Here is a 26,580-nt window from a genome sequence, read left to right on the forward strand (position 1 = left end):
GCAGAAATCCCCCCATCTCACTATCCACTCATTACTCCAAGTCAAAAATTTCTTTCGCCGCCTTAAACGTGTTGCAGTGCGCCTCCACGATGGTTTTCACCTGTGGCGAGTACCCGCCGCCCATGGCCACCACGCAGGGAACGGAAGCGGCCTTCAGTTGCGAAAACACCAGCCTGTCGCGCTGCCGGCAGCCCTCCATGGTGACCCTGAGTTTGCCAAACCTGTCGGTTTCCAAAACATCCACACCCGAGAGGAAAAAAGCCAGGTCCGGTTTTTCGGTTTCCAATAAACGGGGCAGGATAGCCGCTAGTTTCTCCAGGTAAATGTCGTCCGTGCATCCATCCGGCAGTTCCACATCGAGGTCGCTTTTTTCTTTGACGAAAGGATAGTTATGCTTGCCGTGCATGCTGAAGGTGAAGACCCGCTCTTCGTGTTCGAAGATCTTTGCCGTGCCATTTCCCTGGTGTACGTCAAGATCGATGATGAGGATCTTGCCGGCCCTGTTTTGCTGCAGTAAAACTGTTGCGGCGACGGCAAAATCATTGAGCAGGCAAAAGCCTTCGCCCCGGTCGCGAAAAGCATGATGCGTGCCGCCGGCCACGTTGAGGGCCACCCCGTTTTCCAACGCATGCCGGCAACAGTCGATGGTGCCCTGCGTAATGACGAATTCACGCAGGGTTAATTGCGGCGACTGCGGAAAGCCAATGCGGCGCTGTTCCCGTGCGGAAAGTGTTTGCTCTTTGAGTTTCGTTACATAGTCCGGGCAATGCGCCAGCAAAACAACAGCGTCGCTGCAAGGCTGCGGCGAAAAAAGCGCATCGCCGGTGATCACCCCTTCGTAAAGCAATTGCTGCGGTATGAGTTCGTATTTCAGCATCGGGAACCGGTGCCCTTCGGGCAACGGGTGTGCATAGATCGGATCGAAGGCAATGTGCAGCTTCCGGCTTTTGTTCATCACAGTTTTATCAGTTCGTTTTCAACGATCGCATAAATGGCATCGGCCTGCCCTTTGTCCATACTCACCGCCCCGGTAAACTTGCTGAAGGCCGGCAAAATGCAATGGTCCGGGCCAAAATAAAAACACGGAAACCGAAGGCTTTGTTTACCCAACCCATGGATGGACACACCGGGATGAATGTGCCCGCAAAACGAATACAGGCCGGGGGCCGTGTCGCAACGGTCGTGCGCAAACAGGAAAGGCTTTGCAACCAGGGTGGGATGCACCACCTCAATGGCGGCTGCACGGTACCAATCGTCTTTCAGGATATCGTGGTTGCCTTTTACCAGCGTTATGGCCAGCGAGGAAAATTCGTTCCGCCACCGCCGGAACCAATCCAGTTCAACATTGGCATGGCTGTGAAAAAAATCGCCAACGACGATCAGTTGCGAAGGCCCGAAATAATGCAGGAGGTTCACCAGCCGCTGTAAATCTTCTTTGTACACGCCCTGCGGAACAGCAATGCCCGCCTTGCGGAAATGACCCGTCTTGCCAAAATGCAGATCGGACACCACGAGGGCTTTTTCTTCTTCCCAAAACAAGGAGCGCTGGGCCGAAAGCCAGAGCGTTTGCCCCTGTAATTGATGGCGTAAAGGTGCTTGCATGAGGGCTGCAAAATTACCGTCTTTGAACCGGGATCAATGGGATGTAGGGCAGCCCCGGGATTCTTTTGTTTTTCTTTACAAAACAGTGCCGTTCCATTGTAGCAGGCCGTTTTCTGCTTCCCCAAAATCACAACCGTCCCAGTTCGGACTGCATGCGCCGCACCCGGTCGGCCAACTTTTCGGAGGTCAGGTTTTCCCGCAGGCTGTCCACTTTGATGGGAAAGCAAAACGGGGTCAGGCGTTCCGGGTAGGTAAGAACGATCCTGGATTTCTGTACCCGCTGCAGCATTTCCCGCAGGCGTGCTTCTTCCATTTGCTGGTCGAACACTTCCTGGTAGGCCTGGCGGATCAGCACATTACCGGCATCGTATTCATTGAACACGTTGAACAGCAAACCGGCCGAGGCCTGCAGGTGTCTTGCTTTTTTGTATTCGCCGGGAAAACCCTGGAAGATCAGTCCACCGATGACGGCAATGTCGCGGAACTTGCGCTTGGCCATTTCGGTTGCATTCACGCTGCGCTGGATATCTTCAATCAGGTTAGCGGGAGAAAAAAGCTCGTACACATTGCTATCGTCGACGGGGATTGGCTGGTCGCTCAGCAGCTCAAAGCCGTAATCGTTCATGGCAATGGAAAACGTAATGGGCGTAATACGGGAGATGCGATATGCAAGAAGCGCCGCCATGGCTTCGTGCACCAGCCTTCCTTCGAAAGGATAGACAAAGAGGTGAAAGCCGTCGCGGGTTTCGATCTGCTCGATGAGCAGCTCGGCTTCTTTCGGCAGGTGCGAAAGGCGCCGCTGGAGGTCGAACAGCGGCTGCAGTACCTCCAACTCTACCGGCATCTTTCCAGGGGTTTGCCGTTTCCCGTTTGACGATTCACCCCTTACGGCCCCCGCATCGTCCACCGTCTGCCGCAGCACTTTTCCCAGGCTGGCCGACAGGGGCAGGCGGCCACCCATCCAGCTCGGGATGAGCGCATTTTTCTTGGTGGATTTTTTTACAAAAGCCGTCATTTCCTTGATGGTGACCAGCTCTACATGGCGCCCTGCCAGCGTAAAGGCATCCCCCGGCTCCAGCCGCGAGATAAAGCTCTCTTCAATAACACCGACATAGCCGCCGCCCAAGAATTTCACCTTCATCATGTTGTCGCTGACGATGGTGCCGATGTGCAGGCGGTGGCGCATGGCGATGCGGCGGCTGTTGATCCTGTACACGCCGGCCTCCACCTCCACTTTTTTGTATTCGTCGTATTGCTGCAGGGCATTGCCGCCGGAGGTGATGAAATAGAGCATCTCGTTCCATTCGTCTTCGGTGAGTTCGGCAAAACAATTGGTGGCCTTTACTTCTTCAAAAATGACGGAGGGAATAAAGCCATCGGAACAAGCCAGGGTGCAGAGGTATTGCACCAGCACGTCGTAACAAAGCAGCAGGGGCTCGCGGCTTTCGATGAACTGTTCGCCGATCGCCGACTTGAGGGCCGCGGCTTCGATCAGCTCCAGTGAATGGGTGGGTAAAAAATAAATGCGGCTGATGGCCTCGGGACTGTGGCCGCTCCGGCCTGCCCGTTGCAGAAAGCGGGCAACACCTTTGGGCGAGCCAACCTGGATGACCGTTTCGACAGGCCGGAAATCAACGCCCAGGTCCAGGCTGGCCGTGCAGACAACCGCTTTAAGCTTGCCCTCGTGGAGGGCTTCTTCCACCCAGGTTCGCAGCTCCTTTTCGATGCTGCCGTGGTGCAGGGCCAGGGCACCGGCCAGGTGCGGGGCGATGGTGAGCAGGGTTTGGTACCACAGTTCACTCATGCCGCGGGTGTTGATGAAGATCAGCGTTGTGCGGCTTTCTTCCAGGATGGGCAGGATCTTCGCGGCGAGCTTGATGCCCAGGTGACCGGCCCAGGGATATTTTTCGATTTCATCGGGCAGCACGGAAAGGATTTCCAGTTGTTTGTGCAGCTTGGCCCGAACGATGGTTCCCACCTCACCCCGGCCCTCCGGGGGAAAGCCCTCCTGCCCTCCAAGGGGCGAGTGGCCTGGTTGCGAAGGCCCGCTTTGCGGCGACTCCACTTTCAGCAATTTCAGTGGTGCCAGCAGGACGTCTTTTGCTTGTTCCAGGTTGCCGATCGTTGCCGAGATCCCCCAAATGGACAAAGCCTCCCTGCCCCCCAAGGGGGGAGTGGCCATCTCACTATCCTCGCTTTTCGACGAAGCATTTTTCTTTTTGGATTTTCCGCCGGGTATGGGTTGTGCATCGGCCACATCTTCCCTGGAAGGTGCGGCGGCCCGACAACCAACAATCCGGCTGAGGGCCAGTTCTACCTGCACGCCCCGTTTGCTGCCAACCAGTTCGTGCCACTCGTCGGCCGCAATGATCTTCAGCGTGCGGAAGAGATCCGCATAGCCTTTTTGGGTGAGCAGTAGGTGAAGGCTTTCGGGGGTAATGATGAGGACTTCGGGCATCTGCCGCTTTTGCTTTGCCCGGTCGGCCGTGGAGGTGTCACCATTCCTAATCCCCACCTGCCAGCGCATGTCCAGTTCAAAAAGCACTTCTTCCATGGCCCGGCCAATGTCCTTGGCCAGTGCTCGCAGGGGAGTGATCCAAATCAGCTGCAGGCCATTTTTCGCTTTGGATTGGTAGGTCTTTGGATGCAGGTTAATGAACTGAATCACGGCGCCCAAAAACACGGAGAAGGTCTTGCCCGTTCCCGTCGGCGCATTCACCAAACCGCTTTCGCCGTTGCAGATATGCCGCCAGGCTTCTTCCTGGTAGGCAAAGGGTTTGTATCCCCTGGTGGCGAGCCAGTCCCGTACCACCGCGTACCCTTTCGATTTCTTCAGGTCCTTCATCCGCGTAAATCTACAACGGGATTGCCTGGCAGGTTCCGGGAAACCAGGGAAACAGGAAGCTGAATTGCCAACGCCTTTTTCATGCACTATCCATGCTTTATCTATACATCATCCATGCTTTCTGTCTCATCTTCTCTCGTCCTAAAATAGCTGTACAGGTGAGAGAATAAATTCTGCTATGGCTATACCGTTCGGTTGCTTCGTCCTGAACCGGCTTACCGAAAGGTTTGTTGGCTGCAGGAACCATTCCTGGGTTCTTTTTGGTTCGGTCATTTATCCATTGCTCTCCTCCGGGGAGGGGATGGCCATTTTATGAGTAGGCAGGGAGAGCCGATTTCTTACAAGAAAAGACAGTCGTATCGGCCATGGCGGAAACGATTGAAGGTTGATGAATAGTGTTGAAGCACGTTTGTGCGGACTAAAAAAAGACCCGGCAGTAGCCGGGTCTTTTCCAGTTAGGGACGGATGAAAAAATTCTTATTGACCGCAACCCAGGAAACCGTTATTCACGGAACCGTTGTCGAAGTTTTCATTGATGGCTGTTACCACGTCGTTCATCTGGCTGGGGCTGTAGGCTGTGGATGTGCCACCCAGCACTTTTTGTGCGAGGGCAAAGATTTCCTGCACCGATTTGCCATTCCAGGACTTCAGGGCGGCCCAACCCTGATGCGCAGTGATGTCGGCGTCGTCGATGTTCACCACCAGGTTGGCCAGTTTGCCATCGGCCGCACCAAAGGTGGCGACCTGCTCGTCGGCCTTCAGGTTGATGGCAAGGGTCAAGACCTGAGCGGCCAGGGTGCCACCGTTGGGCAATACACCCGGGGTGCCGTTGGCTATACCGGATTCCAGGAAGGTCTTGACAGAAGCCGCATCGGCAAAGCTTTGGGTATTGTTGCCGTCACCGATGGTTAGGGGAAGCAGGCCGGGATGTGCCGTTACGAAAGCCTGGCCGTTGTTGTTGCGCCAGTAGCCGCGGGTTTGGGTACGGTAGTCGCCGGCTGCGATCGTGCAGGTTTTTACCGGGCAGATGTCACGCAACACGTATTTCAGGGCTTCGGTGGTTGTTACTTCGCCGGCAACCGTTGGGTTGCCACCGCCTTTCACCATAAAGGAAAAGCTGATTTCGGAACAGGCGGGCAGGGCTTCCCGGGAACGGATCACCTGGATCTTTTTGACCTCTGTTGCAAAACCAAATCTGCCCGGGCCATTGTCGACGATGGGAATCACAGCCGGTGAATAAAAGCGGATGTTGCCAAACAGGCCGGTGCTGTTGTTGCGTTCCAGCGTGAAATACACGTTTTGGGCATCGTGGCTAACCGTGACGTTTACGTTGCCGACGGTATAGCGTTCGACCGTTGTTGGAATGGTGGTGACGGTCGTTCCGGCAGCGGTTAATACACCGGCTTCCAGTTTCAGGACCGCATTGGATGCCAACGTTTCCGTTTGGGGCGTAAAATTGGCGACGCAGGTGGGGCAGGTGCTTTGCACGATGCCATCAACTGCTTGTGTGGTTGTAACCGAAGGAGCCTTCGCCTGGGAAAGGTCCTCATTGGAACTCATATCTTTTTTACAGGAAAGAAAGCCGCAAAAGAGCAGCGTGGCAAGTATGCCGGAGCGCATTGTTTTCATGAGAGACGGTTTGTTTTTGATTAAAAATGAATGTGCGGAATTTCAGAGGATGGTCTTCCGGTTTCCAGGAATGCGTTGACCCTGCATTCATTCAGAGGATGGGATGATAGCCGGGCCGCAAGGTAAACTGCTTTTCCTGGTTTTGCAAGTATCGCTGAAAAATACCCGAAGTGCTCAATAAAGACAGGCTATCGGCAGCCTCCCAAAACAAAAAAGGTGGCCCAAAGGCCACCTTGTGTTTTTCTTACTAACAATAAAGCTTAGTTGGTTTTGACGACCTGCAGTCGTTCGCGTTTATCGCCCTGGATCACTTCGACAAAGTAGGTTCCCTGCTTGTACGACGCCCCTATCTGAACCGTTTGACCGGAGACGAGGTTGCGTTTTACTTCGAGCACCTGGCCCATCTGGTTGTACACGATCATTGTAATGGCATCTGTTGTATTGGTGCCAGTTAGTTTGACGGTAAACTGGGAGATAGCCGGGTTGGGATAAGCCTGCAGTCCGAGTTTCGAAACTGGCGTTAGGTCCACTTGTGTCGCTCTTACAGTTGGTGCAACAGGTTTGGCTGAATTCGCCTGATGAATAACAATAGAACCACCACCCAGAACTGTAATCGGATCGGCATTGTTATCCGTATTTGTTAATTGGTTATCGTAAACAATTGTACCTGTTACTGGATTCCAAATCTTGATACGGAATTTATCAACACCACCGCCACCGCTAATTGATCCGTCAATTGCAGAAATCATAAAGTTGTAGTTACCTGTACCATTGATTGTACCCGAGCCCTGGAAGATTGCTTTTGCACCTGCAATTACCAGCGTTCCCGCAACATAACTCGAGCTCTTGAAGTTCAGATTACCAGCGTTAAACTGAAATTCCGTATTACCGTCAACTGCGTTACTACCCTTCTTGTACTGCGCATTGAAGCCAAAGTTTGCTTTTCCAGTCAAAGTTTTGTCGGCAACATAAGCACCTGCCGGAGAATTGATCCAACCACCACCTGTAACGAAGCCTGCATTTGGATCGTATACTGTCATATATGATGCAGCAATTGAAGTTGCACAACCCGACGCTGTTGTCGCTGTCACTTTGTAAAGGCCCAAAGCTAAGCCAGTTATCGGAGTAGTAGTTTTTGCTATTCCGCTCGCATCTGTTACAGCAGTATAGGTCGATGTCGTACCGGTGTTAGTAGTTAACGTGAATGTGAGATTAACACCGGCTACCGCAGGCAAAATCAATGCGCTCAAAGATGCAGGTGTACCCAAGGCAAATGTGTTACCGCTGCCAGACACATCGATGCTATTAATTGGCTTAACAGTTAGAATACCATCAACTGGCACAACGTTATAATTGTCAATTGTGGCACCAGTTACAGCAGGGACAATAGGATAATTACCAGAAGATGTATTTTGACCTACAATAGTTGTATATGTATCAGTAAACATCTCTCCATTCTGTTGGCCAGTGATCTTTCCTGTAAGTGTAGGATTGTTCTGTCCACAATACTTTTCCTTATTATCTGCGGTCACTATCAGGGTGGCCTTGTTAATGGTTAGTATCCCGTTTTTGTACGTAATGCTATAGTTAGAAAGACCAGTACCTGTTGCAGCAGAGGCTACAATCGGATAGCTGCCCACCGCCGCTGTAGCCGCAGCACCGCTGGACACCAGCGTGACACTGGCTACCGCATCGCCGTTCACCAGGTCACCCGCATGTGGGGTGAACTCTGTGCCGGCAAACGTTACCGTCTGCCCGTAGGTCCAGCGCCTTCGCATCTACTGTCAGGGTGCCCTTCGCATACGTGATGTCGTAGTTGCCCAGCCCTGTACCGGTGGCCGCACTTGCAGTGATGTCATACGACCCTTTGGCCGCTGTAGCCGCAGCACCGCTGGACACCAGCGTGACACTGGCTACCGCATCGCCGTTCACCAGGTCACCCGCATGTGGGGTGAACTCTGTGCCGGCAAACGTTACCGTCTGCCCGTAGGTCCGCCTTCTTATTTAATAAAAGCCTTGGCGTCGTTTCTGGATTATTATCACTTTCACTTATTGCATAACCATTAGAACCCAGGTATTTTGCCTGCAATGAATGGTAACCAGCACTCAAACCAGTTATTGAATAACTATAGGTAGCTGTACCAACTGACAGAGGAGAAGTTCCAACCTTGGCACCATCCACATAGAAATCTACATTTCCCGTTGCTGCATTTGGACTAACATGGGCGACCAAATTAACAACTGCATCTCCATATGTTGCTGTTGCTGCGTCAATGGTCGTGGTTGTATTTGCCGGGAGAACAGTAAACGTATTACTAATCCCATTCACAGCGCCATTTGTTGCAGTGATGGTAAAATTGCCTGCATTTGCAAAAGAGACACTATGAGCAGCAAGAACGCCGGCAATAAAATTTGAAGTATTCCCTCCACCAGTACTTAATGTGCCGGAAGAAGTAATTGCGGCTGTACCTGTAAAGACGTTTGGCCCACTATTCACTATATTATTATTCGCATCTCTTGCCGTTATCTTTATATCAAATGGCGAAGCAACTGTCTGCGTACCTATATTACTACCAGAAGATGATTGAACTAGAAAATTATTTAGAACCCCTGGTTCAACAGTAAATAAATTACTGGTACCTGAGGTCAAAGTCATTCCAGTGGTTCTGGCTGCTGTGATACTTACTCCTGTCTCAGCCTTTGTATAAGTCACACCAGTGATTGTTATACTTGATGTACCATTGGCAATCGTGCCTGTAAGAGTTCCTCCTAAAGTACCCGTACCAGTTGTCTTAGAAAGGCTGATACCGGTTGCACTTGTTACATTAGATGGGTTGCCTGAGGCGTCTTGCGCCGTAACTGTCACACTGAATCCTGCTCCGGCTATTTGTGTTCCAATATTACTTACAACTATTTTAGTAGGGGTACCAGCAGTTATGTTAAAAGAGTTTGATGTAACTCCTGTGAGTGATGGGGTACTTGTAGCCGACAAAGTATATCCAGTTCCGGAATTATTAATTGACAAATTGCTAAATGTAGCAGTACCTCCAGATACATTGGCCGTTGTAGTGCCTGATAACGTTCCAGCGCTCGGATTTGTACCTATAGCAACACTTACTTGCGTGCTATTATCTGTTGTTACCAAATTACCGTTCGCATCAAGCACACGTATTGTGACAGCAGGTGTTATGGCAGTAGTTGCCACAGCATTGGAGGGCTGTTGTCCAAATGCAAGTTTAGTCGCCGCTCCGGCCACCTCTGTCAATGTACCATAGTTAGGATTTGACGCTGGTATTGTGGAATAACTTGACGTTCCACCAGCTGCACCACTCTTTCTTTCGATATTTCCTGATGCCAATGGAGCGGTTGCTGAAGTTGGGCGGACTCTGATATCCTGAAATGTTAAGACATTTGGAGTGCTACCGTTACTTTTAGCGTTTATTGTAATAGTCAATGTGGTCGGGCCTACGGAAACCGGAATAGTTCCACCATTGGCGACACCATTAATATTTTTACTTGCGTTGCTGGCATCGCCGTTAACTTTTACGGTTGGTGCTGGCCCCGAAGGTCCGCTCGTAACATCAAAAACGAAACCAGATGGAACTGTAAGTATAATTGTTCCAGGATTATTCGAAGGGCCAAGACCGATGTCCCCTGTCGTTGCTTCAGTCAGTACGGGCCCAGTGAGTGTCGTCCAAGCACCACCAACATTGTCAGCTGAAATATTTCCCCCTCCAGAAGCTGGTGTTATTGTGACTGCAGCATCTGAAAAGTATGCATAAGCCGTATCGTGTGATGTTTGCCCTACTGCTCGTAAACGCAAAGAATCCCCAAGGCAATCGCAGACCAACCAATTCGTCACAAATCCACCATTTGCATCTGCAACCACCGTCCACGGCTGATAAGACGAATCCGCCGTTACCGTATTACAGGCCCGAAAGAGATTTTTTACCCTCAGCGCAACCGTTTCCCCCGGCTGGAAACCAGCACCGGTGAAAACAGCGTTTGACCGCGGCGCATAGTCCGGCTTGTCGGTTATTACCGTGGCCGGACCCACATTTTCTTTATACTGCGCATGCAACTTTTGCACGCCACCAAAGAAAAAGGCGAAAAGCATCAGAGCCATTAAGCCCAGGCGCACGGAAATCGTTCTCTCACTGCGGAGTTGGCGGAAGGGTAAAACTGAATACATAGTCTGGCGGTTTAGGTAAACAACAGAAGTGGCTTTGGGCCACGGTTTATTTGTACGCGAAATGTTTTGCGGTTGAATGGTACCGGGTTTCGGTCTGCCCTCTTCCCCTTGTGCGGAACTTGCGGGAAAGAAATGGGCTCGAAAGCAAGTCAAAATGCTGCGTAAAGTTTGGTGCATATAGGCGCAATTAGTAGTCAAACTGTTTGGTGGCTTCACAGGGGAGTGCTGGCAGTAGTCGGTTGGTTCCGGAGAACAAAGACGAAAACGGCAATCTTGGATTTTCAAGGGGTGGAACAGACGGTAGGGAAAAACCCGTAGAGAAAGAACGAATATCCACTACCTTCCTCATGTTAGTCCTTCCTTTTATATGTATCCATGTCTTTTGCCGGTGAAACGGCCTCTTTTTATCGACGAACGCTGCAGTACTGCTGAGCGAAATCAATCTTCCAACCTTCGCCGCTATCACCAGAACCGGCATCTTACAAATGCCAAATCCTACCGGGAATAGGCTGTTCGGCCAACCGGCAGGAATTGTTTCAGGGCAGACGGATAACAACATCTTTTGCAGTTTTGTGTTTCGAGTGGCCTTGCGACCGGTGTTTGGCTCTACAGGGAGGAATTGGCAGTTAGCAAAAAGCGCTGGGGCGCCGGTGGTTCAAAGGATGGGACCTGGTGTTTCTGACGGGAACTGCCCTTCTTTAAATGCGTTTCGTGTTTCTAAAAAGGAGTGGCCCTCATTTCTTCTCTGTTTCCGATATGGCATTTTCAAGTCTAAGAAAACGTATCGGCTGCCGGGTCGTCCGACTGCATGGTTTTATCGATGTGTAAGGGGTGGTTTGCGCAATCAGTGCTGTTGCCTGAAAGACTTCAAGGGATCGGATCGTCGTTGTGGAGTGATTTTTCGGGAGGAGCTGGATGAGCAGACAAATATAGTCGGCGGCTTTGCAGAAACAAATCTTTTATCAAAAAAATCTTTCATCCGGCGCAAAGCTACCAGGGAAGAAGGAGCAGGTATTGTGGCAAAACATTGGCAGTTGCCTTCTTGAAAATTGATGCTGTTTCTTATTTACCATACACCTCGAGCATCTTTTTCAGGTCTTCCAGGGTGTTGATCTCCTCCGGCTTTTTGTCCCGGCGCCAGCGGCTCATGCGGGGAAAGCGCAGGGCCACGCCGCTTTTGTGGCGGCTGCTGGCGGCAATGCCCTCAAAAGCAATTTCGAAAACAAGCTCGGGCTTCACCGTTCGCACCGGGCCAAATTTTTCCAGCGAATTCCTTTTGACAAAGGCATCCACCTGCGCAAACTCCTTGTCGGTGAGGCCGGAATAGGCTTTGGTGAAGGGCACCAGCTTGTCGCCGTCGCGAACGGCAAAGGTGTAGTCGGTATACAAGCCGCTCCTTCGCCCCGCCCCTTTCTGGGCGTAGATCATCACGGCATCAATCACCAGCGGGTCGATCTTCCACTTCCACCAGTCGCCGCGTTTGCGGCCCACCTGGTAGGTGGAGGACTTTTTTTTCAGCATGAAGCCCTCGGCGCCCATTTCCCTCGACTGTTCCCGCAGGCGGGCCAGGTCTTCCCAGGAAGTAAAGGGCACGATGTCGGAAAGGAGCAGCGTGGGGTGATGGAGGCTTTTGACAATTTCCTCGAGCCTGGCCCGCCGCTCCGTGAGCGGCCGGCCCCGCCAGTCCTCGCCTTCGTATTCCAGGAGGTCGTAGGCAAAAAAGGCAATTGGCGCTTCCTGGAGTTGTTTTTTGGTGACGTTCTTCCGGCCGATGCGGGTTTGTAAAAGGGCAAAGGCCAGCGGTTTGCCATCCACCGCGGGAATGATCTCACCGTCCAGCACCAGGCCGTCGGGTAAGATCGTTTGTAAGGCGTGGTACTCCGGGAACTTTTCGGTCATCAGCCCCTCGCCCCTGCTCCAGACAAAGAGTTCGCCGCCCCGTTTGATGATCTGCCCGCGGATGCCGTCCCATTTCCATTCGGCCTGCCAGTCGTGCGGATCGCCCAGCGTGGAAAGATCGTCTTCAATGGCATAGGCCAGGTAAAACGGGTAGGGCTTGGAGTTGTCAGAAGTGACGGCGTGCTCGCCCAACAGTTCCTCAAACGAAATGAGGGCCGGGTCCCACTGCCCGCTGATCCGGTGCGCAATGACGGACGACTCCAACTGGAGCACTTTGGCCAGCGCATTCACCATTACGCTCTGCGAAACACCAATGCGAAAGCCGCCGGTTATGAGTTTGTTGAAAACAAATTGCTCCGCCCTGTTCATGCCCCGCCAGCTTTCGAGGATAAAGCCTTTTTTGACCTCTTCGCTTTCTTTGTCAAGACCGATCAGCCCTTCGATGTAGTCGTGCAGGGGTTCTGCATGTTGCTGCTCCGGCGCGGATTCGGGCAGCAGCAGCGCAATGGTCTCCGCCAGGTCGCCCACGGTATGATAGCTTTCCTCGAACAACCAGAACGGAAGCCCCGCCACTTCAATGGCGTAGGTGGCCAGTTGCGTGGTGTTCACTGCCCGTTTCGGCCGCCGGCCGCTAAAAAGGGCTATCACCCACACTTTGTCCTTTTCATCCACAGCCGAGGAAAAGTAGGCCACCAGCGCATCCAGCTTGTCGTTGGTCTTTGTACTGCTGCCAACCTGCGTTACCAATTCTGCAAATTGCCGCATGATTTCATTTGAAATTTGACGTTGATGATTTGAGATTGTTTTCCCTACACATTTCCTTCATCATTCGCTATTCCTTGTTCATCTGTTCTGCTATTCCCCTCCTCTTCGTCGTCGCCGTACTCGGTTTTGACTTCCCGGGCCTGGATGCCGTTCTCCCGGAGGTAGCGGCTAAAGGCCGCCTGGAAGCCATGCGTTGCATACACGCATTCGGCTTCGGTGGCTTTGCAGGCCGTGAGCAGGCCGTCCCAATCGGCATGATCGCTCAGGATAAAACCGGCATCGGCATTGCGCCGCCGCACCGCACCCCGCACCTGCATCCAGCCGCTGCACACGCCAATTTCGTAGGGCGCAAAGCGCCGCAGCCAGGGTGTGCCTTCCGCGCTGCCGGGAGTAATGACCACGGCGCCTTTCAGTTCGGCCTTCGGTGTGTCGGGTGTTACTTTTTCGACCGGCGGCAGTTTCCAGCCGGCATTCACCAGGGCCATGTGCAGGTTGTACACGGCACCGTGCACAAAAATCTTTTCCGTCACTTCCGACAGCGGCTGCAACAGGCGCTGCGCTTTGCCCAGGCTGTAGGCGATGAGGATGGATGATTTGCCCGCGGCCTGGTTGCGCTGAATCCAGGCTTTGATGCCGCTGTAAATTTCCTGCTGCGGCTTCCACTTGTAAATGGGCAGGCCAAAGGTTGACTCGGTAATGAAGTTGTGGCACTTCACCGGCTCAAAGGCGCCGCTGATGCCATCGTTCTCCAGTTTGTAATCGCCGCTCACCACCCAGATTTCGCCATTGTGTTCGACCCGGATCTGCGAAGAGCCGATGATGTGCCCTGCGGGGAAAAACGTAAGCCGGACACCGTTCAGGTACAGCGGCTCGTTCCAGCCGACCGGTTGGTAGTGATTGGGACCCAGGCGCTGCTGCAGCAGGGGCTGCGAGTCGCGGTGACAGAGGTAGGATTTACTTCCCCAGCGGGCATGGTCGCTGTGTGCATGCGTGATGACGGCACGGTCCACACCCTGCCAGGGATCGATGTAAAAATCGCCGGCCGGGCAATACAAACCTTTGTCGGAAAATTCAATCAGCGGCATGCGGGTGTTTATGCGATAAACATGCCAGCAGAGGAACAGTTCACGAGTTCACGGGTTCACAGGTTCACGAGTTGGAGTTCTCAAGTTAGAGCGTTGCCTTCGTCCCTGTTTTTGTACTTTGAGCCTTTGTAAACAGAAGTTTCAAGGTAGCCAATCAGCTTTTGCAGCATGACGATCACTTGTCGTGCGAGTTCATACAATTCGTCAAATTCATTCTGCGAAATGTATTGGCGGTCCAGTGCCCGGTACAACTGCGACCGGAATTCACCACAGGATCCCTTTGCTATATATAAAAACTGAAGTAATTCTTTATTGCCGCTTCGTTCAAAGCCTTCAGCAATGTTGTCCATTATGGAGCCTGCCGATCCTTCTATTTGGTTGATCAGGCGGTAATTGCTTTTAAAGCGCCCAGAATCGATAAACCCGCCCACTCTTTTGTTCAGGTACCTTGCTTTTTGCCAGGCAATGATTTCTTCAAACTTTTTGAAAGCAGCCATGCTTAAAAGATAAACTGCCGGAAGGAAAAAACAACTTGTGAACTCGTGAACTCCACCCTACATAAGCCTTTTGAAGCCGCCAGTGACCCGGACGAAATTGATGTTCTTGTTCTCGAAGTAATCCAGCGTCATGTTCTTTTTGTCTTTGAACACAGGCTGTATGTCGAAGCGGGTGAAGACGTAATTTCCTTTTTGCACGAGGCTGGAGGCCACGTCTTTTTTGGCGTCGAGCAGCAGCAGGGCAAAGCGCATGGTGACCTCGTAGCCACGGAAAAAATAATCGGTGGGGCGGCTGCCGATCTGCTTTTCGAAATTGCTGGCCAGCCGGCTTTCCAGCGGCGTCAGGCGGTTGTAGAAAAACGGTGTGGAATAAATAATGTCGAGGGATTTGAACTCGGGCCGGTTGAAATTAAAATTGTCCCAGGTAGGCATGCCAATCAGCGTTGTGGGATACTTGCTTAGCTGCGACAGGTTTTTGGCCAGCGCCACACCAAAGTCTTCGTCCATGCTGCCGGCGATCACCACGTTGCGGCGGGTGCTGTCCATTTGTGCCGCCAGCATTTGCGGCGTAAAGTTTTCACCGATGTCCACCATGCGGATGTTCAGCGGCACCGAAGATGTTGTCCGGCCAAACTCCACGAAGTGTGTCTTGATTGCGTCTTCCTGCTGCCCGCTTTTGCGAAAGAGAATGATGCGGTCGAGGCTATAGCTTTTTTGCAGCATCCGGTAGAGTCCTTCAATGTGTCCCTGCAAGGTGGTGTTGAGCACCACGAAATACGGATTGTTGGTCACACTGGCATCGTTGGGCAGGGTAGCTGAAAGGAAAGGGATTTTTTTTGCCAGTGCGATGTCGGCCAGTTGCCGTGTTTCGAAGGGATTGGATTGGGCGATCACCATTTCCACGTTAGACAGTTCGGCACTGCGCATTTGCTGTGGTATCGATGACCCTCTTGCTTTTGTATCGAACACAAACACTTCCAGCGGCGCCCCTCTTTTTTTCAGGGAATCAAGCGCCAGCTGAACACCCTGGTAAAACTCCGCACCGGGATTTAAAAACTTGGGAAAGGTTTTGCTGAACCGGTACTCACCTGTATATGTAAATGCAGAGTCCAGGTAAAGCGGGGCAAAAATAGCCAGCTTGCGTCGCTGGGCACCGGCCTGAAAAGACGCTGCCCCAATCGTGAACAAAGCGAGTAGAAGGAAAAGTTTTTTCATTCAAAGCATTTAATCCGTAAAACAAGGCGCTGTGCGTAGACACTCCCTCCCGGACCCATCCGGCCGATGGCCACCTTCACCCGAAGGAGAAGGAAGCGGAACCCTTCTATTTTGGAGAAGGCCGGTGCGGTTTATTCCCACTCGATGGTGGCCGGCGGCTTGCTGCTGATGTCGTACACCACGCGGTTGATGCCCCTGACCGAGTTGATGATGTCGTTGGAAACATGGGCCAGGAAATCATACGGCAGGTGCGCCCAGTCGGCCGTCATGCCATCCACACTGGTCACGGCCCGCAACGCCACGGTAAACTCGTAGGTCCGCTCATCGCCCATCACACCCACACTGCGTACCGGGAGTAAGATAGCACCGGCCTGCCAAACCGTTGCATACAGCTTGTGCGCCTTCAGGGCTTTAACATAAATGTCATCGGCCTGCTGCAGGAGGTGCACTTTTTCTTCCGTCACTTCGCCGAGGATGCGGATGGCTAACCCGGGCCCGGGGAAGGGATGACGTGCGATCAGGTCTTCGGGAATACCCAATTCCAGGCCAACTTTTCTTACTTCATCTTTAAATAAAAAGCGAAGCGGCTCCACCAGGCCCAAATGCATTTTTTTCGGAAGTCCACCCACGTTGTGGTGCGACTTGATGGTGACCGACGGACCATGCACCGATACGCTTTCGATCACATCGGGATAGATGGTGCCCTGTCCGAGCAGCGAAACCCCTTTGATGCTTTTGGCTTCCTGCTGAAAAATATCGATAAACAGTTTGCCGATGGCTTTGCGCTTTTTCTCCGGGTCGGTTTTGCCTTTCAGCTTTTTGTAAAATTCTTTTTTGGCGTCGATGCCTTTTACGTTTAGGCCTAGTTGTTTGTAGGTAGCCAGCACGGTTTCAAATTCGTCTTTGCGCAGCACGCCGTTGTCTACGAAAATGCAGTGCAGGTTGTCGCCGATGGCGCGGCTGATCAGGGTAGCCGCAACGGTGGAGTCTACACCGCCGCTGATGGCCATCACCACCTGCTCGTTACCGATCTTCTTTTTCAGGGCTTCCACCGTATCGGTAATAAAGTGTGCCGGCGTCCAGTCCTGGCTGCACCCGCAGATGTTCACCAAAAAGTTGCGCAGGATCTTTTTGCCTTCAATGGAATGGTATACTTCCGGGTGGAATTGCAGGCCGTAGAGGGGGTTTGGGGTTGAGGGAGACTCCTCGTTTGCAGGAATCATCCGAAAGGCGGCAACAGGAATGGAGTCTGTTGTTGCCAGCACTTCAAAGCCGGCGGGGAGCTCGAGAATGGAATCACCATGGCTCATCCAGACCTGCGAGGCGGGGGTCAGTCCTTTCAGCAGGCTGTCTTCCTGTTGCGGGTGCAGGATAGCGCGGCCGTACTCCCGTTTGCTGCTTCGCTCCACCCTGCCGCCGAACTGCTTTGCGGTCAGCTGGGCGCCATAGCAAACGCCCAGTACGGGGGTTTGCTCTATCAGTTCTGTCACATTCACTTCCGGTGCGTTGGGATCGTTCACCGAAAACGGCGAGCCCGATAAAATAATGCCTTTGATGGAAGGGTCGTGTTGAATTTTTTTACTGAAAGGAAGGATTTCGCAGTACACATTCGCTTCTCTAACGGCACGGGCAATGAGTTGGGTGTATTGCGAACCAAAGTCGAGGATGATGATTTTTTCCGTCATGCGGTGCAAAGATAAGGCTCCCCCTGTCCCCTCGAAGGAGAGACATCGATTTTGCTTTAAACGCGAACATTCATTACAGCATTGGGTCGCAGAAAGGAACTCTTTGCACAAAAGCAAACATTTTGCGTGAAGGTTCTGCAGCGGCCAGGCTACCGGCTAGATTGTCTCAAAGAAAGGCTGCAAAGAAAAAAAGACTCTCCAATCCAAGTCTCCCCTTCGAGGGGACAGGGGGATGCGTATATTTGCGGCCGAATAAAACTTCTATGGTAGATGTTATTTTAGGCCTGCAATGGGGCGATGAAGGCAAAGGAAAAATCGTTGATTATTTTGCTTCGCAATACGACATTATAGCCCGCTTCCAGGGTGGGCCCAACGCCGGGCATACGCTGTATGTCGGCGATAAAAAAATTGTGCTGCACCAGATCCCTTCCGGTGTGTTTCACGAACAAACCGTAAACCTGATCGGAAACGGCGTGGTACTGGATCCCGTGACCCTGCTGAAGGAAGCGGAGAAAGTGGCCGCCTTCGGGATCGACCTGAAAAAAAATCTCTTTATCTCGGAACGTACGCACCTGATCCTTCCTACCCACAGGGCACTGGACAAGGCGGCCGAACTCGCGAAGGGAGAATCCAAAATCGGTTCGACACTGAAAGGCATCGGGCCGGCCTATATGGACAAGACCGGCCGCAACGGCCTGCGTGTGGGCGACCTGCTGCACAAAAGCTTCACCCAGCAGTACATCAAGCTGCGCCTGAAGCACCAGACCCTCCTGGACAACTTCAACTTCAACGAGGACATCTCGGTGTGGGAAGAAGAATTTTTCGACGCCATTGAATTTTTGAAATCCCTGAATATCGTCAACGGCGAATATTTTCTCAACAACAAAATCGGCGAAGGCAAAAAAGTGCTGGCCGAAGGCGCACAGGGCAGCATGCTGGATATTGATTTTGGCACCTTCCCGTTTGTGACGTCGAGCAATACCATTTCGGCCGGCGTATGCAATGGCCTGGGTGTAGCGCCGCAAAAGATCAGGGAGGTGATTGGCGTAAGCAAAGCCTACTGCACCCGTGTGGGCGGCGGTCCGTTCCCCACCGAACTGGAAGACGAAACCGGCGAAAAGCTGCGCAAGGTGGGCAACGAATTTGGCGCCACGACCGGCCGTCCGCGCCGCTGCGGATGGATGGACCTTGTTGCCCTGCACTATGCCTGCATGCTCAATGGCTGTACGCAGATCGTGATGACCAAAGCCGATGTACTGGATGCGTTTGAAGAACTGCAGGTGTGCACGTCGTACCAGATCGATGGCAAGCCAACGAATGAAATTCCGTTCCAGATGACACACAGCAAAATTGAGCCGGTGTACCAATCCTTCAAAGGCTGGAATACGGACAGTTCGTTCATCAAGGACCCGGCCGATTTACCTGCTGAAATGAAGGCCTATGTTGCTTTCCTGAACCAGTCGTTGCCTTGCGACGTAACCTATATTTCCAACGGTCCCGGTCGCGATCAACTGATCAAAATCTAAGCAGAAAAAAAATTTTAGAAAATTTGGCGGATTAAATTCCTTACGCAAATTTTACACCGCTAATCGAAATAGTTATGGCAGAAATACTGGTAGAGGAAATCACCTCCGGAACAAGTTTGATCGACACATTACTGGCGCAGGCCAAAGGCCGCTCACCCAAGAAGGCAGCAGAAGACGAAAGTGATGATTTTGATGAGGAAGATGTTGCCCCGGCCAAGGGCGGGAAAGGCAAATCTGCCGATGATGAGGATGACGACGATGATTTCGATGGCGAGGAAGAAGATGACGACAACTGGGACCCGGATTTCGAAGAATTTGACGTCCCCAAGTCAAAGAAAGGAAAAGGCAAAGCCGAAGAAGAGGAGGATGAGGATTTCAAGATCGAAGAAGAAGAGGATTTCAGCGACATGGATCCTTTCACCGGCGGCGGTGGCTTTGACGACGAGGAAGACGATTATTGATTTTGAATGCATACAACCCTGAAATGCTGCACCTTTCCCGTTGCTGATCTTTCAGGCCTGAAGAAAAAAGTGCTGAACTGGCTCCGCCCGTTCGGCACTTTTTGTTTTTTGGACAACCAGCAATACCGCCTGGCGCCACCCCATGAAGCCGAATGCCTGGTAGCCGCCGGCGTACGGGAGTGGATGGAAGGAACAGACATCCGCGAAGCCGACCGTTTTTTCGACCAGGAACAGTGGCTGTTCGGACACCTCTCCTACGAATTGAAAAACACCTTGCATCACCTGGTCTCGCACAAAGAAGACAGGATCGGCTTTCCGCCCTACTTCCTGTTTTCGCCGCAGGTGGTGCTGGCCATCAGCGGGGATTGTTTGACGATCCATGCCGAAGACCCATCGGCCGTTTATGCCAGCCTGGTGCAACAGCCCGGGGCGATCGATGCTGCACAGATGGATTCGTTTGAAGTGAAACCCGTTCTTTCCAAAGAAGCCTATGTGCAAAAAATCCAATCGCTGCAGCAACATATTCTTCGCGGCGATTGCTACGAGATCAATTTCTGCCAGGCTTTTTTTGCAGACGGTGTTTCCCTGGACCCGTTTGCCGTTTTTCACAACCTGATGAGGGTTTCGCCCAATCCTTTTTCCGCCTTCTACCGGCTCAACGGCCGCTATCTTCTTTGTGCCAGCCCCGAACGGTTTCTTGCCCGGAAAGGTGCGCACCTTCTTTCGCAACCGATCAAAGGCACGGTGAAACGCGATGTGCAGGACCCGGCACATGATGAACAATTGCGGGATAGCCTGCGCCTGAGTCAAAAGGAAAGGGCCGAGAACGTGATGGTGGTTGACCTGGTACGCAACGACCTGACCCGGATCTGCAAACCTGCTTCGGTGAAAGTGGACGAGTTGTTCGGTGTTTATTCGTTCCCGCAGGTGCACCAGCTGATCTCGACCATCAGTGGCGAGGTAGAAGACAATACTTCCTTTTCGCAAATCCTCGAAGCCCTTTTCCCGATGGGCTCCATGACCGGCGCACCAAAGCGCAACGTGATGAAACTGATTGATGCCTACGAGCAAACTGGCAGGGGGCTTTTTTCCGGCTCGGTGGGCTACAAGGCGCCAAACGGTGATTTTGATTTCAATGTCGTTATCCGGAGTATTTTTTACAACAAGGCAACACAACACCTTTCCTACCAGGTCGGCTCGGGCATTACGTTCTACAGCGAGGCTGAAAAAGAATGGGAGGAGTGCATGCTGAAAGCCGAAGCGATAAAAAAGGTGCTTTCCCTGTAAGGCTTTTACAGGCGCAGACGAACGGTTTACGAATACACAAACTCTTCCTCCTTAACCTGCCTTCCTCCTCCTGCATGGCCAGGACAAAAACGGGCTAAAGCATCACCGTTCCGTTTTGCATTTTTTCCTGGTTTTCTCCATAAAAAAAGTGCTGACGGAAAACCGGTCAGCACTTTTTTGGTTGAACGAATCTTATCCTTTGATGGTACCCAGCAACATGCCAACAGACTGCTGCAGGATCTGGATTTTGTTTTGCCTGAACTGCTCCATTTTGTCATTCGGCAGTCGCAGGTCGTAATTGCCATGGGCTGAAAGCTGCCTGTCGAAATTCGGGTTCAGTTTATTGAACTCGGACGGGTTCATTTGCAGCACCTGGGCAATCGCTTTTGAATAGTACTTACCCGAAATGTTCTGCATCGCCATGGAGCCATCAGTGGATACAGCGGGAGCTGCCGCATATCCGTTGAGAAGCTTCGTGGTCTCGTCCTTCGTCAGCGTGGTCAGTCCGCCTTCGCCTTCCATGATGTAGTGCGTGGCAATGAACTTTTTCACATGACTGCGGGATTCCGCCGGCAGGTAGTTCTGCAGGTCCCAGAAATTACGGCTGCCGCTGCGTTTGATGGCGGTGTTCACTTTGCCGGGACCACCGTTGTAAGCGGCAATCACCAGCAGCCAGTCTTCGTACAGGTCGTACAGATAGGCCAGGTAGCGGGCAGCGGCATAGGTGCTCTTGAAATAGTCGCGGCGCTCATCGATTCTTCCGTTGACGCGAAGGCCAAGGTCGCGGGCCGTTTCGGGCATCAGTTGCCAGGGACCACCGGCTCCTTTTACGGACGTGGCGCTTGACTTCAAATCGGATTCGATCACTGCCAGGTATTTGAGCTCGGTTGGCAGGTTTCGTTTCGTGAGAGCGGCTTCGATGATGTTGAAATAACGCTTACCGGAAATTTTCAACGCGGCCAGGTTGTCGCCTTCGTCTTCCATGTAATCCTGGATAAACGCGACAGCTTTGGGGTTCAATTTGCCAAGGCTGAAATCACTTGTTGATGAGGAAGCATCAAAAAGATCTTTAAAGCCTGCTTTGGGGTCAACTTTCAAAAGCTCTGTGTCAGTGGTGTCGGTTTCGGTTGCTCGTCCCATCGGGGTAGCGGCTGCATAATCCTTCAAAAGAAAACTGACGAGGATGGTAGCCAACAATAAAAGTTTGTTCATCACAAAAATGTGTTTTAGAGGGTGAACCAAATCGCACGGGAATCTTACTCGCCTTTATTGTTGCATCAGTTGATGCGTAAAGCGTTGCAAACTTACCTCATTCCGGGGAGACGAGAGGACTTGCAGACCAAAAGGAAGGTTAGAGGAATGTTTAAATACTGGTAAAGAAGCAGCGGGCACACCGGTCAAATTGGCAAAAACGGTGAAGATATCGCCCATATACATGGCCAGTTTATCGGCGTTTTTTTCACCGGCCTTGTAGGCGACGGAGGTCGCATTCGGCGCAATGATAAAGTCAAAATCGTTGAAGATCAGGGTTGTCTGCCTCTGCAGTAACTGCCGAACCTGCTGCGCCTTTTGGTAGTAGGCATCGTAGTAACCGGCACTCAGGACAAAAGTTCCGAGCATGATGCGACGCTTGACCTCGCTGCCGAATCCATTTTTACGATTTTGTTGATAAAATTTGGCAACAGTTTGTGATTTGTCGTGCCAGTTTTGGCCATAGCGGATCCCATCGTAGCGGGAAAGATTGGAAGAGGCTTCCGCCGTTGTGAGAACATAATAGGTGGGAACGATGTAATCGGTCAGGGAAAATGTCACGGGTTCTACCATATGGCCGTCTTCTTTCAGCTGTTGAAGCTTCTCCTGAATGGCCGAGGAAATTTCGGGGTCGATAGACGGGTGGTTGATCCATTCGGGAAAGTAGGCAATGCGGTATTTTGTATCCTCTGCTCCCCTGGAAAAGGCTTCCGGTGGCGAGCCGATGGCCGTGCTGTCGTAGTCGTCGGGACCGGAAATGACAGCCAGGACTCTTGCCGCATCCTCCACCGAGTTGGCCAAAACGCCAATCACGTCAAACGAGGAAGCATAGGCAATCAATCCGTGGCGGGATACACGCCCATAGGAGGGCTTTATACCAACCACGCCGCAGAAGTCCGCCGGCAGCCGCACGGAGCCCCCTGTGTCGCTTCCCAGCGCTGCCATGCAAAGGCCTGCCTTTACCGCCGCAGCGCTTCCACCCGATGAGCCACCGGGAACACGGCTTTGGTCAACCGGGTTCAGGGCAGGCCCATAAAACGAGTTCTCGTTGGTGGAGCCCATACCAAACTCGTCGCAGTTCTGGCGGCCAATGAGAATGGCGCCTTCGTCCAACAGGCGTTGAACGGCAGTAGCCGAATAGAGTGATGTAAACTTTTGCAGGATGCCGGACCCGGCGGAAACCCGGTGGTCTTTATAGCAGATGTTGTCTTTGATGCCGATCACAACACCGTGAAGGCAGCCTTTGGGCTCCGAGCGGTCTAATGCGACAGCACGGGCCAGGGCTTCTTCGGCAAAAACTTCGACAAAGGCATTCAGGGAAGACTGCTCTTCGATGCGGGAAAGAAAGTGTCGTACCGCCTGCTCGCAAGTGGTACGACCGCTATGGATGTCAGCCTGATATTGTTCAATGGAGGTAAACTGGAACAAACCCTTCTTGTCGGCGGAAAGTGATCGGAAGATTAAGGTTGAGAAGGAGTTGTCGTCGTTGTCGTCGTCGTGTTGGGAGTGCGGTCTTTCTCGCTCAGCCCTTCTTCAATTTCCCTCTTCACGTTGCTTTTGGCATCGTTGAATTCGCGAACGCCACGGCCCAGGCCACGCATCAGTTCAGGAATTTTTTTGCCACCGAAAAGGAGAAGAACAATAATCAGGATGATCAGAATTTCATTGAAACCTAGGGGACCCATAAACTGGATTTAAAAATGAATGAATAAAAACAAAGGTATCTGAAAATAACGGTTACGAAATAACCAAATTCTTGTGAAAATGAAAAAGCGTCCTGCTTATGACAGGACGCTTTTCTATACGTTTAAAATGCTTAGGCAGTTTCCACCGCTCTTTTCTTTTCCTGGATACGGGCTGATTTCCCACTGCGCTCACGCTGGTAAAACAGCTTCGCTCTGCGCACACGACCGGATTTGTTCACCACAACGCTTTCAATGTTGGGCGAAAAGAAGGGGAACAAACGCTCTACGCCGACACCGTCGGAGATTTTGCGAACCGTGAACGTGGCTGTTGCGCCCTGGCCCTGTAATTTGATTACATCGCCACGGAATGACTGGATACGTTCCTTGTTTCCTTCGATGATTCTATAGTTAACGGTGATGTTGTCACCGGCTTTGAACTTGGGTAAGCTCTTTTTATTGGTTAACTGTTCGTGTACAAATGCAACAGCGGCGTTCATGACTTAAAATTTTGGACGGCGAAGGTAGGGAAATGATTTGAGATTTGACTTTTGAAATTTGAGATTTTTCGTCTGACTTAGGATTTTAGGAGATTTTTGGGATGAACAGGATTGCGCAAACGCAAGAGCCGCTCCTTACAGAACGGCTCTTGCTTTATAAAGTTTGATTGATTTCCTCCAAATCCTTCAAATCTCTCCAAATCACGGTTCAGACTATCTCGCCACGTTCACCGCTCTCTTCTCCCGGATCACCGTCACTTTAATCTGGCCCGGATAGGTCATCTCGGTCTGGATTTTCTGGGCAATGTCGAAGGACAGGCGTTCGCTTTCGTTGTCGGTTACCTTGTCGGCTTCCACAATCACCCGCAACTCGCGGCCGGCCTGGATGGCGTAGGCTTTCTCTACACCGTTGTAGGCTTGTGCAAGGTTCTCCAGGTCCTTGATACGCTGGATGTACTGCTGCATGATCTCGCGGCGTGCACCCGGGCGGGCACCACTGATGGCGTCGCAGGCCTGGATGATCGGTGAAATCACGTACTGCATTTCCATCTCGTCGTGGTGGGCCCCGATGGCGTTGACCACGGCCGGGTTCTCACCGTATTTCTCGGCCAGCTTTGCACCCAGCAAGGCGTGGCTCAGTTCTGTTTCCTCATCGGGCACCTTTCCAATATCGTGGAGCAGGCCGGCCCGCTTGGCCAGCTTCGGGTTCAATCCCAATTCGGCCGCCATGATGCCACACAGGTTGGCCACCTCGCGGCTATGCATTAATAAGTTTTGACCGTAGGAAGAACGGAAGCGCATCTTCCCGACCAGGCGCACCAGTTCTTTGTGGAGGCCATGAATACCCAGTTCAATCACGGTGCGTTCGCCGATCTCCATGATCTGCTCTTCCAGCTGGCGCTTGGTCTTTTCCACCACTTCCTCGATCCGGGCCGGGTGAATACGGCCATCAGTTACGAGGCGCTGCAGGCTGAGGCGGGCAATTTCCCGTCTGAGCGGATCAAAGCAGGAAAGGATGATCGCTTCCGGGGTGTCGTCTACAATCAGGTCCACACCGGTAGCGGCTTCAATGGCACGAATGTTCCGGCCTTCCCGACCAATGATCTGGCCTTTGATTTCGTCGCTTTCGAGGTTAAAAACGGTAATGGCGTTTTCAATGGCCTGCTCGGCCGCCGTGCGCTGAATGGACTGAATAATGATCTTACGGGCTTCCTTGTTGGCTTTTTGCTTGGCTTCGTCAATAATTTCCTGCTGGAGACCGATGGCCTGGGAGTGAGCTTCCTGCTTCAGGCTTTCGACCAACTGCGCCTTTGCTTCTTCGGCTGTCAGGTTGGCCAGCTTTTCGAGGCGGCGGGTGTGCTCTTCCTGGTGCTTTTCCAACTCTGCCTGCTTCAGGTTTACCACGTCGAGCTGACGGGTCAGGTTTTCTTTGATGGCGCTGTTTTCTTTGATTTGGCGCTCCAGTTGCTCGGTCTTCTGGTTGAGTGCCTGTTCTTTCTGGCGAAGCCGGTTTTCGCTTTCGCCCATTTTGCGGTTGCGATCCAGGACTTCCCTGTCGTGCTCCGACTTGAGTTGAACAAACCGTTCCTTGGCAGCCAGTTCTTTTTCCTTGCGGATGTTTTCGGCCCTTAATTCGGCTTCTCTAATGAGGTTTTGCGCATGAAGGTCGGCTTCTTCAACTTTCTTTTTCGTGTCTTTCGCGAAGATGAATTTCCCCGCTACAATGCCCACCAACAGGGCCACAATACCGACAACCAGGGTAACTATGCTGAGTTCCATTAATCCTTTTTTTAAGTTTTTTTATCGTATACAAGTTTCTCATTCCGACAGATTTGTCAGGAAGGCGAAGATAGCTAAAGCGGACGGATTTTCATCATGCGATGAGTGCGGTAGGGTGGAAAGCAATTTGCAATCAGGCAGCCATGGACCACATTCAAATCGAAAAACATCCGTTCGTTGCTTTCTTGCCGGCCAACCTCCGTTGCCTGATTTTGGGCAGCTTCCCCGGCAAGGAGCAAACCCGGGGCGGGCTGGATGAAAACGCCTGGTTCTATGGCGCGCCGCTTAACCAGTTCTGGCGTATTATGGCCAGGGCCTACGGACGGGATTTGCCGACAAAAAAAGCCAAACAGCAATTGCTGGAGGAAGCAGGCATCGGGATAACGGACATTTTTCGCTCGGTGACCAGGACGAAAGGAAACAACCTGGACGAAAACCTGCAGGTTGAAGAATACAACTGGAAAACGATTGAAGACATCATCGCTGCATACAAGCCCCCGATACTTTGCACCAGTCGCTTTGTGGAAAAGGAATTTAAAAAGGCGTTCCCGGCTTACGCGGCGGTGGATGTTCTACCCTCTCCATCGCCACGCTATTTTAAACTAACGGTTGCGCAAAAGGCGGAGATCTATCAAAACAAGTTGCCTCCATTGGATCAACCCTAACAGGTTTGCGAGGCT

Annotated in this window: 22 protein-coding genes; 5 read left to right on the plus strand and 17 right to left on the minus strand. The window is 52.1% G+C overall.

Annotated features, from left to right (window positions below; genetic code table 11):
- Positions 1-31: 31 nt before the first annotated feature.
- The 7 genes from D6024_RS00765 to D6024_RS00790 all read right to left on the minus strand — a co-directional run bounded on the left by D6024_RS00765 (position 32) and on the right by D6024_RS00790 (position 10,193).
- Positions 32-955: a histone deacetylase family protein gene (locus tag D6024_RS00765; RefSeq protein ID WP_240409901.1), complete on the minus strand. Its 924-nt coding sequence runs from the start codon at positions 953-955 to the stop codon at positions 32-34.
- Entirely contained in the window at positions 955-1,602 is a 648-nt protein-coding gene (gene pdeM / locus D6024_RS00770; RefSeq protein ID WP_121352248.1) for a ligase-associated DNA damage response endonuclease PdeM, read from the minus strand. Before pdeM ends, D6024_RS00765 begins: the two co-directional genes overlap by 1 nt.
- A 127-nt stretch (positions 1,603-1,729) precedes the next feature.
- Positions 1,730-4,447 (minus strand): ligase-associated DNA damage response DEXH box helicase, encoded by a 2,718-nt coding sequence (locus D6024_RS00775; RefSeq protein WP_121352250.1) that lies wholly within the window; start codon positions 4,445-4,447, stop codon positions 1,730-1,732.
- Positions 4,448-4,924: 477 nt separating this feature from the next.
- Positions 4,925-6,076, minus strand: coding sequence for a hypothetical protein (locus D6024_RS00780; RefSeq protein WP_121352251.1), 1,152 nt, complete (start codon positions 6,074-6,076; stop codon positions 4,925-4,927).
- A gap of 260 nt (positions 6,077-6,336) precedes the next feature.
- Positions 6,337-7,779 carry an MBG domain-containing protein gene (locus tag D6024_RS00785; RefSeq protein WP_240409902.1) on the minus strand — a complete coding sequence of 481 codons (1,443 nt, stop codon included), beginning with the start codon at positions 7,777-7,779 and terminating at the stop codon, positions 6,337-6,339.
- 4 nt (positions 7,780-7,783) lie between these two features.
- Positions 7,784-8,080: an MBG domain-containing protein gene (locus tag D6024_RS26470; RefSeq protein ID WP_162944546.1), complete on the minus strand. Its 297-nt coding sequence runs from the start codon at positions 8,078-8,080 to the stop codon at positions 7,784-7,786.
- On the minus strand, positions 8,013-10,193 hold the full coding sequence (locus tag D6024_RS00790) for a beta strand repeat-containing protein (protein ID WP_162944450.1): 2,181 nt from the start codon (positions 10,191-10,193) through the stop codon (positions 8,013-8,015). The genes D6024_RS26470 and D6024_RS00790 overlap by 68 nt, the downstream gene beginning before the upstream one ends.
- A gap of 560 nt (positions 10,194-10,753) precedes the next feature.
- On the opposite strand from D6024_RS00790, the gene D6024_RS26475 reads away from it, so the two are divergent.
- Positions 10,754-11,314: a hypothetical protein gene (locus D6024_RS26475; protein ID WP_162944451.1), complete on the plus strand. Its 561-nt coding sequence runs from the start codon at positions 10,754-10,756 to the stop codon at positions 11,312-11,314.
- A 16-nt stretch (positions 11,315-11,330) separates the two neighbouring features.
- Here the strand turns inward: D6024_RS26475 and D6024_RS00800 are convergent, their stop codons facing one another.
- From D6024_RS00800 to guaA, 5 genes are all read right to left on the minus strand, one after another.
- Positions 11,331-12,932: an ATP-dependent DNA ligase gene (locus D6024_RS00800; protein WP_121352259.1), complete on the minus strand. Its 1,602-nt coding sequence runs from the start codon at positions 12,930-12,932 to the stop codon at positions 11,331-11,333.
- A gap of 44 nt (positions 12,933-12,976) precedes the next feature.
- Positions 12,977-14,017, minus strand: coding sequence for a ligase-associated DNA damage response exonuclease (locus D6024_RS00805; protein WP_121352261.1), 1,041 nt, complete (start codon positions 14,015-14,017; stop codon positions 12,977-12,979).
- Between the two features lie 80 nt (positions 14,018-14,097).
- The gene (locus tag D6024_RS00810; protein WP_121352262.1) at positions 14,098-14,514 is read right to left on the minus strand and encodes a four helix bundle protein; all 417 of its coding nucleotides are present in this window, start codon (positions 14,512-14,514) and stop codon (positions 14,098-14,100) included.
- A gap of 57 nt (positions 14,515-14,571) precedes the next feature.
- Positions 14,572-15,729 (minus strand): ABC transporter substrate-binding protein, encoded by a 1,158-nt coding sequence (locus tag D6024_RS00815; protein WP_121352264.1) that lies wholly within the window; start codon positions 15,727-15,729, stop codon positions 14,572-14,574.
- A 131-nt stretch (positions 15,730-15,860) separates the two neighbouring features.
- The gene (guaA, locus tag D6024_RS00820) at positions 15,861-17,414 is read right to left on the minus strand and encodes a glutamine-hydrolyzing GMP synthase (protein WP_121352266.1); all 1,554 of its coding nucleotides are present in this window, start codon (positions 17,412-17,414) and stop codon (positions 15,861-15,863) included.
- Positions 17,415-17,677: 263 nt separating this feature from the next.
- On the opposite strand from guaA, the gene D6024_RS00825 reads away from it, so the two are divergent.
- From D6024_RS00825 to D6024_RS00835, 3 genes are all read left to right on the plus strand, one after another.
- On the plus strand, positions 17,678-18,940 hold the full coding sequence (locus D6024_RS00825; protein ID WP_121352267.1) for an adenylosuccinate synthase: 1,263 nt from the start codon (positions 17,678-17,680) through the stop codon (positions 18,938-18,940).
- A gap of 74 nt (positions 18,941-19,014) precedes the next feature.
- Positions 19,015-19,401 carry a hypothetical protein gene (locus D6024_RS00830; protein ID WP_121352269.1) on the plus strand — a complete coding sequence of 129 codons (387 nt, stop codon included), beginning with the start codon at positions 19,015-19,017 and terminating at the stop codon, positions 19,399-19,401.
- Between the two features lie 6 nt (positions 19,402-19,407).
- Entirely contained in the window at positions 19,408-20,688 is a 1,281-nt protein-coding gene (locus D6024_RS00835; protein WP_121352271.1) for an anthranilate synthase component I family protein, read from the plus strand.
- A 192-nt stretch (positions 20,689-20,880) separates the two neighbouring features.
- On the opposite strand, the gene D6024_RS00840 is transcribed toward D6024_RS00835, so the two are convergent.
- The 5 genes from D6024_RS00840 to rny form a co-directional block, all read right to left on the minus strand.
- Entirely contained in the window at positions 20,881-21,900 is a 1,020-nt protein-coding gene (locus D6024_RS00840; protein ID WP_121352272.1) for a lytic transglycosylase domain-containing protein, read from the minus strand.
- Positions 21,901-21,954: 54 nt separating this feature from the next.
- Positions 21,955-23,367, minus strand: a complete 1,413-nt coding sequence (gene gatA, locus D6024_RS00845; protein WP_121352274.1) for an Asp-tRNA(Asn)/Glu-tRNA(Gln) amidotransferase subunit GatA — start codon at positions 23,365-23,367, stop codon at positions 21,955-21,957.
- A gap of 32 nt (positions 23,368-23,399) precedes the next feature.
- Positions 23,400-23,624, minus strand: coding sequence for a Sec-independent protein translocase subunit TatA/TatB (locus D6024_RS00850; protein WP_121352276.1), 225 nt, complete (start codon positions 23,622-23,624; stop codon positions 23,400-23,402).
- A 131-nt stretch (positions 23,625-23,755) separates the two neighbouring features.
- The gene (gene rplS, locus D6024_RS00855; RefSeq protein ID WP_121352278.1) at positions 23,756-24,121 is read right to left on the minus strand and encodes a 50S ribosomal protein L19; all 366 of its coding nucleotides are present in this window, start codon (positions 24,119-24,121) and stop codon (positions 23,756-23,758) included.
- 213 nt (positions 24,122-24,334) lie between these two features.
- Positions 24,335-25,900 carry a ribonuclease Y gene (gene rny / locus D6024_RS00860; protein WP_121352280.1) on the minus strand — a complete coding sequence of 522 codons (1,566 nt, stop codon included), beginning with the start codon at positions 25,898-25,900 and terminating at the stop codon, positions 24,335-24,337.
- A gap of 143 nt (positions 25,901-26,043) precedes the next feature.
- On the opposite strand from rny, the gene D6024_RS00865 reads away from it, so the two are divergent.
- Complete coding sequence (locus tag D6024_RS00865) at positions 26,044-26,565, plus strand: uracil-DNA glycosylase family protein (RefSeq protein WP_162944452.1); 522 nt, start codon at positions 26,044-26,046, stop codon at positions 26,563-26,565.
- The last annotated feature ends 15 nt before the right edge of the window (positions 26,566-26,580 follow it).

Origin of the sequence: Flavisolibacter nicotianae, assembly GCF_003628535.1 — a bacterium.
Lineage (GTDB): Bacteria > Bacteroidota > Bacteroidia > Chitinophagales > Chitinophagaceae > Flavisolibacter > Flavisolibacter nicotianae.